At 71.5% G+C, this 16,595-nt stretch carries 15 protein-coding genes and 1 tRNA gene; 2 read left to right on the forward strand and 14 right to left on the reverse strand.

Going from position 1 to position 16,595, the window contains the following annotated elements; translation table 11 throughout:
* Window positions 1–33: 33 nt before the first annotated feature.
* From prmC to CHC11_RS03755, 12 genes are all read right to left on the reverse strand, one after another.
* Window positions 34–894, reverse strand: coding sequence for a peptide chain release factor N(5)-glutamine methyltransferase (prmC, locus tag CHC11_RS03700; RefSeq protein WP_089310101.1), 861 nt, complete (start codon window positions 892–894; stop codon window positions 34–36).
* On the reverse strand, window positions 891–1,955 hold the full coding sequence (gene prfA / locus CHC11_RS03705; RefSeq protein ID WP_089310102.1) for a peptide chain release factor 1: 1,065 nt from the start codon (window positions 1,953–1,955) through the stop codon (window positions 891–893). Before prfA ends, prmC begins: the two co-directional genes overlap by 4 nt.
* A gap of 111 nt (window positions 1,956–2,066) precedes the next feature.
* Window positions 2,067–2,285 (reverse strand): 50S ribosomal protein L31, encoded by a 219-nt coding sequence (rpmE, locus tag CHC11_RS03710; protein WP_089310103.1) that lies wholly within the window; start codon window positions 2,283–2,285, stop codon window positions 2,067–2,069.
* A 170-nt stretch (window positions 2,286–2,455) separates the two neighbouring features.
* Window positions 2,456–3,103, reverse strand: coding sequence for a response regulator transcription factor (locus CHC11_RS03715; RefSeq protein WP_089310104.1), 648 nt, complete (start codon window positions 3,101–3,103; stop codon window positions 2,456–2,458).
* 40 nt (window positions 3,104–3,143) lie between these two features.
* Window positions 3,144–4,535 carry a sensor histidine kinase gene (locus tag CHC11_RS03720; protein ID WP_245918682.1) on the reverse strand — a complete coding sequence of 464 codons (1,392 nt, stop codon included), beginning with the start codon at window positions 4,533–4,535 and terminating at the stop codon, window positions 3,144–3,146.
* 203 nt (window positions 4,536–4,738) lie between these two features.
* Window positions 4,739–6,865: a transcription termination factor Rho gene (gene rho / locus CHC11_RS03725; protein WP_089310105.1), complete on the reverse strand. Its 2,127-nt coding sequence runs from the start codon at window positions 6,863–6,865 to the stop codon at window positions 4,739–4,741.
* Window positions 6,866–7,326: 461 nt separating this feature from the next.
* Entirely contained in the window at window positions 7,327–8,238 is a 912-nt protein-coding gene (thrB, locus tag CHC11_RS03730) for a homoserine kinase (protein WP_245918683.1), read from the reverse strand.
* A 22-nt stretch (window positions 8,239–8,260) separates the two neighbouring features.
* Window positions 8,261–9,328 carry a threonine synthase gene (gene thrC / locus CHC11_RS03735; RefSeq protein WP_089310107.1) on the reverse strand — a complete coding sequence of 356 codons (1,068 nt, stop codon included), beginning with the start codon at window positions 9,326–9,328 and terminating at the stop codon, window positions 8,261–8,263.
* A gap of 58 nt (window positions 9,329–9,386) precedes the next feature.
* Window positions 9,387–10,691 carry a homoserine dehydrogenase gene (locus tag CHC11_RS03740; protein WP_089310108.1) on the reverse strand — a complete coding sequence of 435 codons (1,305 nt, stop codon included), beginning with the start codon at window positions 10,689–10,691 and terminating at the stop codon, window positions 9,387–9,389.
* Window positions 10,688–12,079, reverse strand: coding sequence for a diaminopimelate decarboxylase (lysA, locus tag CHC11_RS03745; protein WP_089310109.1), 1,392 nt, complete (start codon window positions 12,077–12,079; stop codon window positions 10,688–10,690). Before lysA ends, CHC11_RS03740 begins: the two co-directional genes overlap by 4 nt.
* Window positions 12,076–12,750, reverse strand: coding sequence for a DALR anticodon-binding domain-containing protein (locus CHC11_RS03750; protein ID WP_089310110.1), 675 nt, complete (start codon window positions 12,748–12,750; stop codon window positions 12,076–12,078). Before CHC11_RS03750 ends, lysA begins: the two co-directional genes overlap by 4 nt.
* 21 nt (window positions 12,751–12,771) lie before the next feature.
* Complete coding sequence (locus CHC11_RS03755) at window positions 12,772–13,134, reverse strand: response regulator transcription factor (RefSeq protein ID WP_089310313.1); 363 nt, start codon at window positions 13,132–13,134, stop codon at window positions 12,772–12,774.
* A 115-nt stretch (window positions 13,135–13,249) separates the two neighbouring features.
* On the opposite strand from CHC11_RS03755, the gene CHC11_RS03760 reads away from it, so the two are divergent.
* Both CHC11_RS03760 and CHC11_RS03770 read left to right on the forward strand, forming a co-directional pair.
* Window positions 13,250–13,321: transfer RNA gene (locus CHC11_RS03760), tRNA-Arg, on the forward strand.
* Between the two features lie 489 nt (window positions 13,322–13,810).
* The gene (locus CHC11_RS03770; RefSeq protein WP_089310111.1) at window positions 13,811–14,026 is read left to right on the forward strand and encodes a hypothetical protein; all 216 of its coding nucleotides are present in this window, start codon (window positions 13,811–13,813) and stop codon (window positions 14,024–14,026) included.
* Between the two features lie 455 nt (window positions 14,027–14,481).
* Here CHC11_RS03770 and CHC11_RS03775 read toward each other — a convergent pair whose 3' ends face one another.
* Both CHC11_RS03775 and CHC11_RS03780 read right to left on the reverse strand, forming a co-directional pair.
* Window positions 14,482–15,024: a hypothetical protein gene (locus CHC11_RS03775; protein ID WP_089310112.1), complete on the reverse strand. Its 543-nt coding sequence runs from the start codon at window positions 15,022–15,024 to the stop codon at window positions 14,482–14,484.
* 311 nt (window positions 15,025–15,335) lie between these two features.
* On the reverse strand, window positions 15,336–16,430 hold the full coding sequence (locus tag CHC11_RS03780; RefSeq protein WP_245918684.1) for a PP2C family protein-serine/threonine phosphatase: 1,095 nt from the start codon (window positions 16,428–16,430) through the stop codon (window positions 15,336–15,338).
* Window positions 16,431–16,595: the final 165 nt, after the last annotated feature.

Here is a 16,595-nt window from a genome sequence, read left to right on the forward strand (position 1 = left end):
CTCGCGGGTATGGCACCGATCAGGATAGCGGGGCTAGTCGGCGGCCAGGCGCGCGGTGACGAAGCGGTCCCGGTTCGCCAGGTCGCGGCGGTTGCGCACGTCGCGCCAGCCGTGCTCCTCCGCGAAGACCCAGTAGACGCCGTTGCCCTGCAGGTCGCTGTGCTCGACGGCCGTGTAGCCGCCGGGGCGCAGGAGGCGGCGGGCGGTGCGCTCCACCACGCGGATCGCGTCCAGGCCGTCGTCGCCGCCGCCCCACAGGGCGTCGGCGGGGTCGTGGTCGCGGACGTCGCGCGGGACGTACTCCCACTCGCTCATCGGGATGTACGGGGGGTTGCTGACGACGAGGTCGACGGTGCCGTCCAGCTCGGTGAGGGCGGTGGCGAAGTCGTCCAGGTGCAGGCGGACGCGGCCCCGCTCGTCCAGCTCCTCCACGTTGCGGGTCGCGTGCACGAAGGCGGTCGGGTCCTTCTCGACGGCGTGGACGCGGGCGCGGGGGGCCTCCAGCGCGATGGACAGCGCGATCGCGGCGGAGCCGGTGCCCAGGTCGACGACGAGGGGGTCGCGGACGTCCATGTCGCGCAGCGTCTCCAGCGCCCAGCCGACCATCACCTCGGTCTCCGGGCGCGGCACGAACACGCCGGGCCCGACCTTCATCTCCAGGTAGCGGAAGAAGGCGCGGCCGGTGATGTGCTGCAGCGGCTCCCCCGCCTCGCGGCGCGCGACGAACTCCCAGAACCGGGCGTCGAACGCGCTGTCGGGGACGCCGTGCAGCTCCGAGCGCCGCACCCGGTGCACGGCCGCCGCGAGCTCCTCGGCGTCGGCGCGGGGCGAGGCGGCGCCCGCGTCGGCGAGCCGCGCGGTGGCCCTGGCGATCTCGTCGAGCAGCAGGTTCATGATCCTTGTGCTTCGGCCAGGCGGCGTTCCATCTCGGCGTCGACCAGCGCCTGCGTGACGTTCTGGAGGTCGCCGTCCAGCACCTGGTCGAGGTTGTAGGCCTTGTAGCCGACCCGGTGGTCGGAGATCCGGTTCTCCGGGTAGTTGTAGGTGCGCACCCGCTCGGAGCGGTCCACGGTGCGGACCTGGCTCCTGCGCTCGGCGGAGGCCGCCGCGTCGGCCTCCTCCTGCGCCATCGCCAGCAGCCGGGAGCGCAGGATGCGCAGCGCCTGCTCCTTGTTCTGCAGCTGGCTCTTCTCGTTCTGGCAGGAGACGACGACGCCGGTCGGCAGGTGCGTGATGCGGACCGCGGAGTCGGTCGTGTTGACGCTCTGCCCGCCCGGCCCGGACGAGCGGTACACGTCGATGCGCAGGTCGTTCGCGTCGATCTGGACGTCGACGTCCTCGGCCTCGGGCGTCACGAGGACGCCGACGGCGCTGGTGTGGATGCGTCCCTGCGACTCGGTCGCGGGCACGCGCTGCACCCGGTGGACGCCGCCCTCGAACTTCAGCCGCGTCCAGACCCCCTCCTCCTGGGCGCCCCTGGCCTTCACCGCGACCGTGACGTCCTTGTATCCGCCGAGGTCGGAGGGGTGGGAGTCGAGGATCTCGGTCTTCCAGCCGACGCGCTCGGCGTAGCGGAGGTACATCCGCAGCAGGTCGCCGGCGAACAGCGCCGACTCCTCGCCGCCCTCACCCGCCTTGACCTCCAGGATGACGTCCTTGGCGTCGCTCGGGTCGCGCGGGACGAGCAGCCGCTGCAGCCGCTGCTCCAGTTCCGCGCGGCGCTTCCCGAGCTCCTCGGCCTCGGCGGCGAACGCGGCGTCCTCGCCGGCCAGTTCGCGGGCGGTGCCGAGGTCGTCCTCGGTCGCGGACAGCTCGCGGTGCGTCTCGACGATCGGGCGCAGCTCCGCGTAACGCTTGCCGAGCTTGCGCGCCAGGCTCTGGTCGGCATGGACGGACGGGTCGGCGAGCCGTTCCTCGATGCCCGCGTATTCGCTGATCAGATCGTCGAGATTCACGCTGTGTCCTGGCCCGTTGCGGCACGGGGACGGCCGCCCCCGCACCGGTTTCGGGCGGCCCGGGGACCTGGAGTCCCCGGGCCGCCCCTGATGTCCGCCGTGCGGTTCGCCCTACTTGTCGGCCTTCTTCTTGCCGAAGCGCTGCTCGAAGCGCGCGACCCGGCCACCGGTGTCGAGGATCTTCTGCTTGCCCGTGTAGAACGGGTGGCAGTTCGAGCACACGTCCGCGTGGATCGCGCCGTTCGCGGCGGTGCTGCGGGTCTCGAAGGTGTTGCCGCACGTACACGTCACGGTCGTGACGACGTAGTTCGGGTGGATGTCGGGCTTCATGGGTTCTCCTCGCCTCAGGCGGTCGCCGGGCGCCCCCGGATCCGCATGGCGGTGCCATGGGAGATGTGGGAGGCGTGAACCGGTACCGCAGCGGTTGCACACCAAGTGTGCCAGATACCCGAACGCGGCGAGGTCACCGGTCATTCCCGATCTGGCACGGACGCCCTCGACTAACACAGCCCAAGGTAGGCCAGCACCGCCATGACGCGGCGGTGGCCGCCCTGCGCGGGCTGCAGGCCCAGCTTCATGAAGATGTTGGAGATGTGCTTCTCCACGGCGCCCTCGGTGACGACGAGGTCCGCGGCGATGGCGCCGTTCGAGCGTCCCTGCGCCATCAGCCCGAGCACCTCGCGCTCGCGCGGGGTCAGCGCCTCCAGCGGGTCGCCGGTGCGGCGCCGGCCGAGCAGCTGGCCGATCACCTCGGGGTCGATGACCGTCCCGCCGGCGGCGATGCGGCGCACCGCGTCGATGAACTCCTCGACGTCCGACACCCGCTCCTTCAGCAGGTAGCCGACGCCGTGGGCGCCGCCGCCGATCAGGTCCGTCGCGTAGCGCTCCTCCACGTACTGGGACAGCACGAGGATCGGCGTGCCCGGGCGGCGCTCCCGGACGGCGAGCGCCGCGCGCAGCCCCTCGTCGGTGTACGAGGGCGGCATCCGGACGTCCACGATGGCGAGGTCGGGGGCGTGCTCCTCGACGATCCCGGGCAGCCCGGGGCCGTCGCCCACGGTCGCCACCGTCTCGATCCCGGCGTCGGCGAGCAGCCGGACGAGCCCTTCCCGCAACAGCACCGAATCCTCGGCGATCACTACCCGCATCCGGCCATTATCGTCGTCGGCGCGGCGCCGTGCGCCGAGGTCACCACGTGCAGGGCAGATCAGCCCGGACGATCGTGGGGCCGCCGGGCGGGCTGTCCACGATCAGCATGCCGTCGATCGTCGCCGCCCGGTCGGCCAGCCCGGCCAGCCCGCCGTCCCGCCGCGCGACCGCGCCGCCCATCCCGTTGTCGATCACCTCGACGACCACCCAGCGGTCCTCGCGGGCCACGCGGACGGACGCGCGGGTCGCGCGGGCGTACTTGGCGATGTTGGCCAGCGACTCGGCGACGATGAAGTAGGCGATGCTCTCGACCGCCGCCGGCGGGCGCTCGGGCAGGTCGACCTCCACCTCGACGGGGACGGGGGCGCGCCCGGCCAGCCCGGACAGCGCCGGGTCCAGACCGCGGTCGGTGAGGATCGCCGGGTAGATCCCGCGGGCGAGGTCGCGCAGCTCGGAGATCGCCTCCCGGGTGCCCGCGTGGGCCTGCTCGATCAGCGCCCGCGCGCCCTCGGGGTCCTCGTCCAGCTTGGCGCGGGCGCGGCCGATGTCCATCGCCACGGCCAGCAGCCGCTGCTGCGCCCCGTCGTGCAGGTCGCGCTCGATGCGGCGCCGCTCGAACTCGGCCGCGTCCACCCCGCGGGCGCGGCTGGCCCGCAGGTGCTCGGTCCGCTCGCGCAGCGCGGCGTTCTCCCGCTGCGACGGGCTCGGGCCCAGCATCAGCGCGGCGAACGCGGCGTGCCCCATCGCCATCGCGCGCGTCACGTACATCGCCGGGACGAGGAGCACCAGCCCGAGGAGCGACATCGGCAGCGCCTCGACCGGGTTCCCCGCCCAGTACGAGACCCAGAAGTTGATCTCGGTGCCGCCGCCCACCGCCACGATCGCCGGGAGGAACAGCAGCGTGCCCGTCCCGGCCCACACCGTCATCGACACGACGAACTCCACCAGCGTGATCGGGAACAGCACGGCGAAGTAGACCAGGTCCTTCCAGGTGGCCGGGTCCCCCGCCATCCCCCTGAGCCTGGCCAGCGGGTTGCGGCCCTCCGGCATGCGCCGGTAGGGGCCCGGGATCCGGACGCCGAACGCCGCCAGGACGAACCACCGCTCCAGCACCGCGCCGAACCGCCACGCGACCATCAGCAGCGCCAGCAGCGGGACGCCCACCCAGATGATCAGCAGCCCGACCGACAGGGCCAGCCCGACGGCGAGGACGACGAACCAGCCGAGCCCCCAGGCCAGGCTGACGCCCAGATACAGCGCCGAACGCCAGGTCAGCGAGGACTTCGCCATCGCGAGAGGATGCCAGGACCGGTTCATGACGGACGCCCGCCCGCCCTCGGCCCGCGTCACCGTCGCCGTCGCCCACCGCGCCGCGGCCCACCGGACGGCGCCACCGCCCCCGGCACCGCCGTCCTTGCTCAGCTCGCCCACGTCGTCCCTCCGTGCCGCTCCGACCTGCGTTGGCCTTCCGTCCTACGTGTCAAGCGTGCCGGGCGGGAGGCGGGGCCGCCATGACGTCCGCCGCCCGATCAGGGGTGGGGCTAACCCCACCATTCCCCGGGGCGGACGCGCGGACGGCCCGCGGGACGGCGACGCCCCCGCCCGGAGGACCGGACGGGGGCGTGCGGCGCGTCTCAGCGATCGTCGGAGACGGTCGTCTTCTGCACCTGGAGCAGGAACTCGGCGTTGGACTTGGTCTCCTTCATCTTCTCGATGAGGAGCTCCAGCGCCTGCTGGGTGTCGAGCGCGTGCAGCACCCGGCGCAGCTGCCAGACGACCCGCAGCTCCTCCGGAGCCATGAGGATCTCCTCCTTGCGGGTGGAGGACTGGTCGACGTCCACCGCCGGGAAGATCCGCTTGTCCGCGAGCGACCGGTTGAGCTTGAGCTCCATGTTGCCGGTGCCCTTGAACTCCTCGAAGATGACCTCGTCCATCCGGGACCCGGTCTCCACCAGCGCGGTGGCGAGGATCGTCAGCGAGCCGCCGTTCTCGATGTTGCGCGCCGCGCCGAAGAACCGCTTCGGCGGGTACAGCGCGGTCGAGTCGACACCGCCGGACAGGATGCGGCCGGACGCGGGCGCCGCCAGGTTGTAGGCCCGGCCCAGGCGGGTGATCGAGTCGAGCAGCACCACGACGTCGTGGCCGAGCTCGACGAGCCGCTTGGCACGCTCGATGGCCAGCTCCGCGACCGTGGTGTGGTCCTCGGCGGGACGGTCGAAGGTCGAGTGGATGACCTCGCCCTTCACTGTCCGCTGCATGTCGGTGACCTCTTCCGGACGCTCGTCCACGAGGACGACCATCAGGTGGCACTCCGGGTTGTTCTTGGTGATCGCGTTGGCGATCGCCTGGAGCACCATGGTCTTGCCGGCCTTCGGCGGCGACACGATCAAACCGCGCTGGCCCTTGCCGATCGGCGACACCAGGTCGATGATCCGGGTCGTCAGGATGCCCGGGTCGGTCTCCAGGCGCAGCCGCTCCTGCGGGTACAGCGGGGTCAGCTTGCTGAAGTCGACGCGGCCCTTGGCCTGGTCGGGCTCCACCCCGTTGACGGTGTCGAGGCGGACCAGCGCGTTGAACTTCTCGCGCCGCTCGCCCTCGCGCGCCTGCCGGACGGCGCCGGTGATGACGTCGCCCTTGCGCAGCCCGTTCTTGCGGACCTGCGCCAGCGAGACGTACACGTCGTTCGGGCCCGGCAGGTAGCCGGTCGTCCGGACGAAGGCGTAGTTGTCGAGGATGTCGAGGATGCCCGCGACGGGGATGAGGACGTCGTCCTCGGTGACCACCGGCTCCTCGAAGCGGTCGCGGCCGCGGCCGCGGTTGCGCTCCCGGAACCGGCGCCCGCGACGGCCCCGGCCGCTGCCGTCGTCATCGTCGTGCTGGCCGCCGCCGCCCTGACCGCCGCCGCCCTGGCCGCGCTGGCGTCCGCCGCCCTGGTCACCACGGTCGCCCCGGTCACCGCGCTCGCCCCGGTCACCGCGCTCGCCCCGGTCGCCCCGCTCGCCCCGCTCGCCCCGCTCGCCGCGGTCGCCCCGGTCGCCCCGGTCGCCCCGGTCGCGGCCCTCGCCGCGGTCGCGGCCCTCGCCGCGGTCCCGGCCGCCGCGCTGCCGCTGGCGTCCGCCGCCTTCCCTGCCCTCGCGGCCGTCACGGTTGCCGTCCCGGCCGCCCTGGGACTCGCCGTCCTCGGCGTTCTGCTCGCGCCCCTGGTCGCGGCCCTGCCGGTCGCCGCGCCCTTCGGAAGTTCCCCGGTCCTGCTTCTCGCCCCGCTGCCGGCCGCCCTGCCGGTCGGTCTTCTCCTGCTTGTCGCCCTGGACGGCCTTCTCGGCCGTGCCGGACTGCGCCTCGGGCGCGGCCGCGTTCTCGGACGCGTTCTCGGACGCGGGCGCAGACGCGGGCGCAGACGCGGGCGCGGGCGCGGCGTCGGCGATGGTGACCTGCTCGTCGGACACCTCGCGCTTGGCCGCGGCGCGGCTGCGGCGCGGCCGCTCGGCCGTCGCCGGGGCAGCGGCTCCCTGCTCGCCCCCCGCCGAGCCCTGCCCCTGGCCGCCCTGCTTCTCCTGAATGGCGGCGATGAGCTGGCTCTTGCGCATCCCGGTCGTGCCGGTGATGCCGAGGCTGGACGCGAGCGCCTTGAGCTCGGGGAGCACCATGGCCGACAGGCCGGTGCCGCGGCGGCGCCGGGGGGCGGCGGGCTCCGTGCCGGCCGGAGCGGCGGCGGGTTCCGTGCTGGTTGCGTCCGTAAGGAGTTCGCTGGATTCGCTCACTAAGGGTCCTTCCCAGGGCGCGGGCGTTGGCCGGCGTTCGGCCAGTCGACCCGGTGGTGCGGCCCGGCGGGGGCGCCGGATCGGGCTCCGCTGATCACGATGGAACCGGGATCTGCGTGTTCTGGGCACAGCCAGATGGTGGACGGGACGTTCCGCTCGTGCGTGTCCCCGGTACCGCCACGTCCGAAGTTTCGCTGGAATGCCTGACAACGGGAAGTCACGGTGTCGGGGAGCCTGGTACGCGGGACCGACACGGCCGGAGGGCCGAAAAGGCGACGCGCGGCTGACGAGCACGCTGCCCCGAACGGGGCATCTGGTGCGGCAATCAGCCTAACATCACCAGGGCACACTGCTATTCCCCAGAGGTCGATGTCTTCGCAATTTACCTAGCGGGACCCGGCCGGACCGGCACCGGCCGGAGCGGCGCACTCCCCCGCCCCCGGCGCCGCCGTGTGTCCCGGTTACTCGGATTCTCCGGTCACCACGCGTGCGCCGCGGGTCGCGACGTCCAACGGGTGCTCGTGCCAGCCTTTACCCACTTCGCCGCCGATCGAATCAACCGGTGATGCGGTCGTGAAGGCCAGGACGGTGGGCCCCGCACCGGAGATCACCGCCGGGACGCCCGCGTCCCGCAGCCGCGCGACGAGCGCAGCCGATCCGGGCATGGCCGGGGCGCGGTAGTCCTGGTGGAGCCGGTCCTCGGTCGCGTCGAGCAGGATGCCGGCGTCCAGGCCGCCGGTGAGGGCCGCGACGAGCAGCGCGGCGCGTCCCGCGTTGGCGGCGGCGTCCGCGTGCGGGACGGTCTCAGGCAGCAGGCCGCGGGCCCGCTCCGTCGCGAGCCGCTGCTCGGGGACGAAGGCGACGACCTGCCTGACCTGCGACTCCAGCCGCACCGACCGGGGGCCGCCCGGCGTCGTCCAGGCGACGGTCAGGCCGCCGGCGAGGCACGGCGCCACGTTGTCGGGGTGGCCCTCGATCTCCGTCGCGAGGCGCAGCGCCCCGGCGTCGTCGAGGAGCTTCCCGGCGGGGTGCAGCGCGCGGCCCGCGACGATCCCCGCGACGATCGCGGCGGACGAGGAGCCGAGGCCGCGGCTGTGCGGGATGCGGTTGCGGCAGCGCAGCCGGAGCCCGTCCGGGCGGGCGGGACCGGTTCCGGCCAGGTCGTCCAGCACGTCGAAGGTCCGCCGCAACACCCGCACGATCAGGTGCCGCTCGGCGCGGCCGGCGACCTCGGCGCCCTCGCCGTCCACCTCGATGGACAGGCCGCCGCCGGTCGCCTCGACCTCGACGTCGTCGTACAGGTCCAGCGCGAGGCCGAGCGAGTCGAATCCCGGGCCCAGGTTGGCGCTGGTGGCGGGGGTCCGCACCAGCACCGGGCCGTCCTGCCAGCCCACCTCAGGTGAGGCCGAGCTCGGACGCGGCGGAGTGCGCGTCGACCTTGATGGTCGTCGGCGCGGGCGCCCCGGAGATGGCCCAGTCGGGGTCCTTGAGGCCGTTGCCCGTCACGGTGCACACGATCCTGGATCCGGCCGCGAGCCCGCCCCGCTCGCTCGCCTGGAGCAGGCCGGCGACGCTCGCCGCGGAGGCGGGCTCCACGAAGACGCCCTCCTCCCGGGCGAGGAGCCGGTAGGCGGCGAGGATCTGCCGGTCGGTGACCGAGTCGATCGCGCCGCCGGACTCGTCCCGCGCGGCGACCGCGAGGTCCCACGAGGCGGGGTTGCCGATGCGGATCGCGGTGGCGATGGTCTGCGGCTTCAGGACGGGCTCGCCCTTCACGAAGGGCGCCGCGCCGCTCGCCTGGAAGCCCAGCATGCGCGGGGTGCGCGAGGCGGCGCCGTCCTTGGCGTACTCCTTGTAGCCCATCCAGTACGCGGAGATGTTTCCGGCGTTTCCGACGGGCAGGCAGTGGACGTCGGGCGCGTCGCCGAGCGCGTCCACGATCTCGAACGCGGCCGTCTTCTGGCCCTGCAGCCGGTACTTGTTCACCGAGTTGACCAGCGCCACCGGATAGTCGACCGACAGCTTGCGCGCCAGTTCGAGACAGTCGTCGAAGTTGCCGTCCACCTGGAGGAGCCGGGCGCCGTGCACCAGCGCCTGCGCCAGCTTGCCCATAGCGATCTTGCCGTTGGGCACCAGGACCGCGCAGGTCATCCCGGCCCGCACCGCGTACGCGGCGGCGGACGCGGAGGTGTTGCCGGTCGAGGCGCAGATGACGGCCTTGGCGCCGTCCTCGGCGGCCTTGCTGATCGCCATCGTCATGCCGCGGTCCTTGAACGACCCGGTCGGGTTGGCGCCCTCGACCTTGAGGAACACCTCGCAACGGGTCATCTGGGAGAGCCGGTGGGCGGGAACCAGAGGGGTACCGCCCTCCAGCAGGGTGACGACGGGCGTCGCGTCCGTCACCGGAAGCCGGTCGCGGTACTCCTCGATAATGCCGCGCCACGCGCGGGCGTTCGCGTTCACTCGGTCTCCTCGGCTGACCTGCGATGTTCGCCCGGAGTCTACCGGGACCGGGCCCGCCTCACTCGTCTCCCTCGACGCGCATGACGCTCGTCACCCCGCGGACGATCTCCAGCTCGCGCAGGCCCGCCACCGTCGCCGACAGCGCGGCGTCCGGCGCCCGGTGCGTCACGACGACGAGCTGCGCCTCCTCGCCCGAGCCCACCTGCCGGACGGCCTGGATCGACACACCGTGCCTGGCGAACTCCTCGGCGACCGTGGCGAGCACGCCCGCCTCGTCCGTCACGTCCACCTCGATGTAGTAGCGGGTGACGGTCTCGCCCATCGGCAGCACCGGCAGCTTCGCGTACGTGACCTCCACCGGGCCGGGCGTACCGCCGACCACGTTGCGGGCGACCGCGACGAGGTCGCCGAGGATCGCCGAGGCCGTGGGAGCGCCACCTGCGCCCGCGCCGTAGAACATCAGCGAGCCCGCCGACTCCGCCTCGACGAACACCGCGTTGTACGCCTCGCGGACGCTCGCCAGCGGGTGCGACCGGGGGATCATCGCCGGATACACGCGGACCGACACCCCGCGGCCGTTCCGGCCGTCCTGCGAGGGGATGCGCTCGCAGATGGCCAGGAGCTTGACGACGCAGTCCATGCCCTGGGCGCCCGCCACGTCCGCGGCGCTCACCTCGGTGATGCCCTCGCGGTGGACGTCCGCGGCCGTCACCGGCGTGTGGAAGGCGAGCTGCGCCAGGATCGCCGCCTTGGCCGCCGCGTCGAAACCCTCCACGTCGGCCGTCGGATCGGCCTCCGCGTAGCCCAGCGCCTGCGCCTCCTCCAGCGCCTCGTTGAAACCGGCGCCGTGCGTGTCCATCTGGTCGAGGATGTAGTTCGTGGTCCCGTTCACGATGCCGAGCACCCGGTGCACGTGGTCGCCGACCAGGGACTCCCGCAGCGGCCGGAGCAGCGGGATCGCCCCCGCCACGGACGCCTCGTAGTACAGGTCGGCGCCGTACTCCCGCGCCGCGGCGAACAGCGTCGCCCCGTCCTCGGCCAGCAGCGCCTTGTTCGCGGTGATGACCGACTTGCCGGTCTTCATCGCCTCCAGCATCAGCGTCCTGGCCGGCTCGATGCCGCCGATCACCTCGATGACGAGGTCGACGTCGTCCCTGGTCACCAGCGTCTGCGCGTCCGTGGTCAGCAGCCCCGGGTCGACGCCCGCGCGCACCCGGTCCGGCCTGCGCACCGCGATCCCTGCCAGCTCCAGCGGGACCCCGACGCGCGCGGCCAGATCGTCCGCCTGCTCGTTGAGCAGCCTGACGACCTCCGTGCCGACCACGCCGCAACCGAGCAGCGCAACGCGCAGTCCGGGTTTCACGCTCGCACCTCCGCATCGAGCCGCAGCAGGTCCTCCGCGCTCTCCCGCCGGACGATCACGCGCGACCTGCCCTCCCTCACCGCCACCACGGCGGGCTTCGGGACATGGTTGTAGTTGCTGGCCATCGACCGACAGTACGCACCGGTCGCCGCCACCGCCACCAGGTCCCCCGCCGCAAGATCTTCGGGGAACCACAGGTCCCGCACGACGATGTCGCCGCTTTCGCAGTGCTTGCCGACAAGCCTACTGAGCATCGGGGCGGCATCGGACGACCTGCTCGCCAGCGCCCCGGTGTACTCGGCGCCGTACAGGGCCGTGCGCAGGTTGTCGGACATGCCGCCGTCCACCGACACGTACGTGCGCAGGCCCTCGACGTCCTTGACCGTCCCGACCTCGTACAGCGTGACGCCGCCGGGGCCGATGATCGCCCGCCCCGGCTCCACGGTCAGCCGCGGCATCGACAGCCCGTACGCCCGGCACTCGCGCGCCACGATGTCGCGCAGCCCGTCCGCGATCGACTTCGGATCGTGCGGCTCCTCGCCCGGCACGTACGCGATGCCGTAGCCGCCGCCCAGGTCCAGCTCCGGGAGCTCGACCCGGTGCTCGTCCCGGATGGCCACCAGCAGCTCGGCCAGCCGGTGCGCGGCCACCTCGAACCCGTCCACCTCGAAGATCTGCGATCCGATGTGGCTGTGCAGCCCGACCAGTTCGAGCTGCTCCAGCTCCAGGACCCGCCTGACCGCCTCCAGCGCCGCCCCGGAACTCCTGGAGAACCCGAACTTCTGGTCGTCGTGCGCGGTGGCGATGAACTCGTGGGTGTGCGCCTCCACACCCGTGGTGACGCGCACCATCACCTTGGGCCGGACGCCCATCTCCTGGGCGAGGTACCCCACGCGGGCGATCTCCTCGAACGAATCGAGCACGATTCGCCCGACCCCGACCTCCAGGGCCCTCTCCAGCTCCCAGGGCGCCTTGTTGCTCCCGTGCAACGTGATGCGCTCGGTGGGGAAGCCCGCCGCCAGCGCCACGGCGAGCTCACCCCCACTGCACACGTCGAGGCCGAGCCCCTCCTCGTTCAGCCACCGCGCGACGGCCGTGCACAGGAACGCCTTGCCCGCATAGTGGACGTCCCCGTCATGGAACGCCGCCACGTACTCCCTGGCACGGCTCCGGACGTCCTCCTCGTCGTAGACGTAGAGGGGCGTGCCGTACTCCTTGGCCAGGTCCCTGACGTCCACTCCCGCGACGGTGAGGACGCCGTCCTCCCGCTTTGAGTTCCGCGGCCACACAGAAGGCTCGAGCGCGTTCAGGTCCGCCGCCGGCGCGGCCGGATGCTCCTCCGGCAGGACGTCGGCATGCCGCTGCCCAGCAGGGTGTACTCGACTCATATCCGCTCTCTAGGGGTCTCACCGATCATGTTCAGCCCGTTGCCGAGGACGACCTTGACGGCCTCCGCCAAGCCGACCCGTCCCGCGTGCGCCGCCCGCGGCTCCTCATCGCCCACGGGCAGCGCGGGACACCGCTCGTGCACCTCGTGGTACGCCCCGGCCACGCTCTCCAAGCACAACATCAGGGGCCTGGCGTCGCGTTCCCGCTCCGCCTGCGCGGCCCGTCCGGGAACGTCCCCCAACGCCCCCACGAGCTCCTCCGCACCACCCTCGAACGGCCCGGCCGCCACCCCGAGTTCCCGGGCCCATCGCCCCACCCAGCAGGCCCGCGCGTAGGCATAACGCACCGAGAACCCCGGATTGTCGAACGTCCGGGGCCACTCACTCCACCCGCCCCGCGGCACCCGCGCGACCCCGTAACCAGGATCACGCCGGATGCCTTCCACCAGTTCGGGCCCCACCACGACCCTGACGAACCCGGGCCCGGAGACACTCCCCCCGACCCGCCGCGCGATCACCCACGGATCGACGCCGAGCCTCAGCGCCACCGGACTCTCGAAGACCCCGCCGCCCCGCCCGAAGATCACGACCTCCTCGGGAACGGCGACATCGATCTCCCCCGCGTCCACGGCGTCCCGCACCGCACGCACGAGAGCATCCGCTGGAGTCACCCTGGTGAGACTAGCCGACCACTATCTGGACACCGCGGCCAGTTTCCGCACCGTCTGGATCAGCTGATTGGGGTCGAACGGCTTCGTCACGTACGCGTCGACACCGATCTCGTGCCCCCGCCGCACATCATGCTCCTGCGCCCGCGCCGTGATCATCACGACCCGGATGTGCGCGGTCCCGGGATCCTCCCGCAGCCGCACCGCGGTGACCCACCCGTCCAGCCGCGGCATCATCACGTCCAGCGTGATCACGTCCGGCCCGACCTCCACCACCTTGTCCAGGCAGTCCTGACCGTCCACCGCGGTCGACACCTCGAACCCCTCCAGTTGCAGGTTCACGGCGATGAGCTGGCGGATCACCTCGTCATCATCGACGACCAGCACGCGTCCCAGTGGCTCGGTCACGGCCTCGAAGTTAGCCCACTCCACCCCCCGTTCGCACGGCGAACCTCCCCGTGCGCGTCACCCCGCCAACCCTGGTAACCTCATACCGCGTCGCGCCCCCTTAGCTCAGGGGATAGAGCAACGGCCTCCGGAGCCGTGTGCGCAGGTTCGAATCCTGCAGGGGGCACCTCCAGACGATCAGCGAAAACCCCGGTTGACCAGGCATTAGCCAGGCGCCGGGGTTTGTTGCGTATGCAGCCTGTGCCAGCGGAAGCCGCCCATTGTCGCGGTTCCCGGAACATGCGCGGAACGCGGTCGAGGCCATCCGCCCAGGTCACCCCCAGCAGAAGAGCCCCGGCGCGGAACCGGGGCTCAGGCTAGCGGCCTAGCGCCGCATCCATCCGTTCGACAGAGACCGTCCTCATTGTCGAGGCAGTGCACGTAGATCCGTTGCAGGACCTCCACGTTGTGACCGGCCCACTCGGCGACCTGGGTAGCCGGCATCCCGGGATTGAGCCGCCACGAGACCCCGGCGTGCCGAAAGTCGTACGGTTTGCGCGCAAGCGGAGCCTCGGCCTGTGCCGTACCTCTGGCCACGTTCAGGACCCGCCACAGCGTCAAGGGGCGGCGGCGCTCGCGCCGCCGCGCGGCCCGGCGCCGTAGGTATGGTTCCGCCATGGATGACGCCAGCTTCCTGCTGGAGTGGCTCTTAGAGCAGGGCGTGAACGCGCTTCTCAGAGTCGATGCCGAGCGTGGGGCCCGCCCTTGGACGTTCTACGCAAGCGGAGGGCCACTTGCCGGAAGTTGGGTGCGAGTCGATGCTGACACAGCAGAGGAGTGTCTGTGGCGCGCCTACAAGCACCTCAAGAAGGCGGGTGTTGAACTGCCTTGATGAGGATGCCGAAGGTCAAGGCAGAGCGAGCGCGACTCGGGGCACGCCGCCCCCGAACCCCCTGCGAGCCGGAGCATTCGTACGCGCGGACGTGCGCTAGTCGCGCATTGGAACCAGGCATCAAAGATCGTCTGCGCTGAGTCTGCGAGGTTCGTCTCGACGGCAGGCCCCGTAGGCAGCGGACGGGTAAGGAGGTCCGCGCCGATCAGAGCGATGCCGTGTCGTTCTGGAACGTCCCTGATTTGGCGATACAGGGGAAAGCGGCTCTTCTCGTTTTTGGCCCATGTGACACCGGGACGCCACCACGGGATGCCGTCTGTCACGGCACGTGCTCCAGGATTCGAAGGAAGGGCGGGGCGGATCGTTGTGATCCGTCCCGCCCTCGGCTGGTGTCCCGGCGCCGTCGGTGGCGCCGGGAGGAGTTCATCGGCGAGGATCGACCCGCGAGGCGCCGATCAGCGCCAGTGACCGTACCCCCGTGCTCCGACGAACAGGTAGCCGGATACCGAGGTGTCGTCCAGCGGGCCGTTCCCGCCGATGCCGGTCTTCGAGAGATCCCCGTCGACCTTTTTCATCAGCCGGTCGAAACTGGCCCAAGCGGTGTCCTTGGTACCGGAGAAGTGGACCAGGGCCGCGAGTTCGGAAGCGACCGGCCGGTAGATGGTCTTGCTCAGCACTGCCGGTCCGCCCTTGTCGATCGCGTCGACCAGCATGAACTTCTCGATCGCCATGGACTGGGGATCGGCTTCGGTGCTGCCGGGGCAGCCGGGTGCCTGGAGGCGATGGACGTCGACCCAGATGACGGCGTAGACGTCCTCCGACGTCCGCCGGGCTTCCAGGGCCCGCGTCAGGGCCTCGGCGCCGGGCAGGTCCGCCAGCTTCTTCTCTTCCTCCGCGCAGACCTCGGCGTAAGTCAGCGGCCCGTTGTCGGCGTTCCCGCGACTGCAGAGGCTTGCGAGCGGTGCCGTCAGTGCCAGGATGATCAGCATGACGATCACGCGTCGGTTGGTAAGCACGGTGGGTCCTCCGAGTTTTCTTTGTTGACCGCTCTTTCCGGCGGTCGTTCTCGTAGGACCGTCGCTGGTCGGCGGCGATCGGCAACTTGGGACATACGACCGGACGATGCTCACCGGGAACTACAAGGCCCAGATCCTCCGCCGCCTACGACGGGGTGTCCGAAGGCGGTTCTGAAGGTGGCGCCATGCCGCGCACCGCCAAGCCGATGCAGAGCGCGGGCGAGGACGGAGAATTCGCCAGGTTGCGCGCCGAGAACAAGAAACTGTCCGGCGATGTGTTGTGTCGGCTCTTTCTACGCCCGGGACTGGTCGGATGTTCGCCGCGATCCGGGCGGTGGTCGTTTTGGTTGGGGAGGGGACTTGGCGGGGCTTCTGTGGATTACGAGTAGCGCTCTGTCGTCTGCCAGCCTGCCTTTTGCGTAATCGTTTAGTTCTTGATGGACGGTCGGTGCGATCTCCTCGGGGGGCAGGTGCTTCCAGGCGGCCAGGCGCTCCGTCAGGGGGAAGAAGGCGCCGGACGGGTCGCGGGTCTCGGTGACGCCGTCGGTGCACAGGAGAAGTGTGGAATCAACTGGGAAGTTGAAGGCTGCGACGGTCCGTGGCTCGGGGCTGAGGAAGGCCAATCCGAGGGGCAGGGATGCCTCTCCCAGGGGTATCTGGCCGGTTTCTTGTTCGGACAGCGAGTAGGGCGGGATGTGGCCGCAGTTGATGGCCTGGGCCTTCGTTTCCGAGCCGATGTCGAGGATGAGCGCCGTGACGAAGCGTTGTTCCTCGCCTGTCTGGGCGACGAAGGCGTTGTGCCGCCGCACCGAGTTCTCCAGGGCTTCCACGACGGCGGCGAGCGTGGGCTCCGCCAGGGCCGCTTCACGGAACGAGTTGAGTACCGCGAAGGCGGCGCTGATGGCGGGCAGGCCCTTGCCCTGGACGTCGGCGATGAGGACGCGGCTGCCGTACGGGGTCGGCATGGCCTCGTAGACGTCGCCGCCGACCAGGCTGTCCTCCTCGACCGGCTCGTACAGGCCGTGGACGAGCAGTTCGCGGGTGACGAGGGGGAACGGGCGCAGGATCTGGCGCTGCAGGGCGGCCGCCGCGGAGCGGAGACGGCTGATCTCTCGTTCCTGGCGGATGCGCCGGACCGCCTGGACCACGCTCAGGCCGTTGAGCGCGACTGCGAAGATGATGACGCTCGCGGCGGCCGCCGCGGTCGACAGCGGGCTGCGGATCAGCGATCCGGCGATGACCAGGATCGTCCAGACGGAGGCGACCGCGGTCTGCCGGACCGTTCCGCGGCCGGCGATCAGGGTGGGCAGGAAGACGAGGAACGGGGCCAGGCCGGTCTCCCTGCCGAGCACGACGCCGGTCACCGCGAGGACCGTCGTGATCCCCACCAGCCATCCCGCCACGACCGGCCAAGGGAGGCCGCCCCGTCTCGCGGCGGCGTTCGGATCCTGCGAGATGCCCATCTGCTGCCCCACCGAGAGCCGTCACTTCCGTGATCATTAGAACACGCGTTGTGATCAGACCCGGGGGCGGTTCGTCCCTGGAGGGAGATG

The sequence above is a fragment of the Actinomadura mexicana genome (assembly GCF_900188105.1).
GTDB classification, from domain to species: Bacteria; Actinomycetota; Actinomycetes; order Streptosporangiales; family Streptosporangiaceae; genus Spirillospora; species Spirillospora mexicana.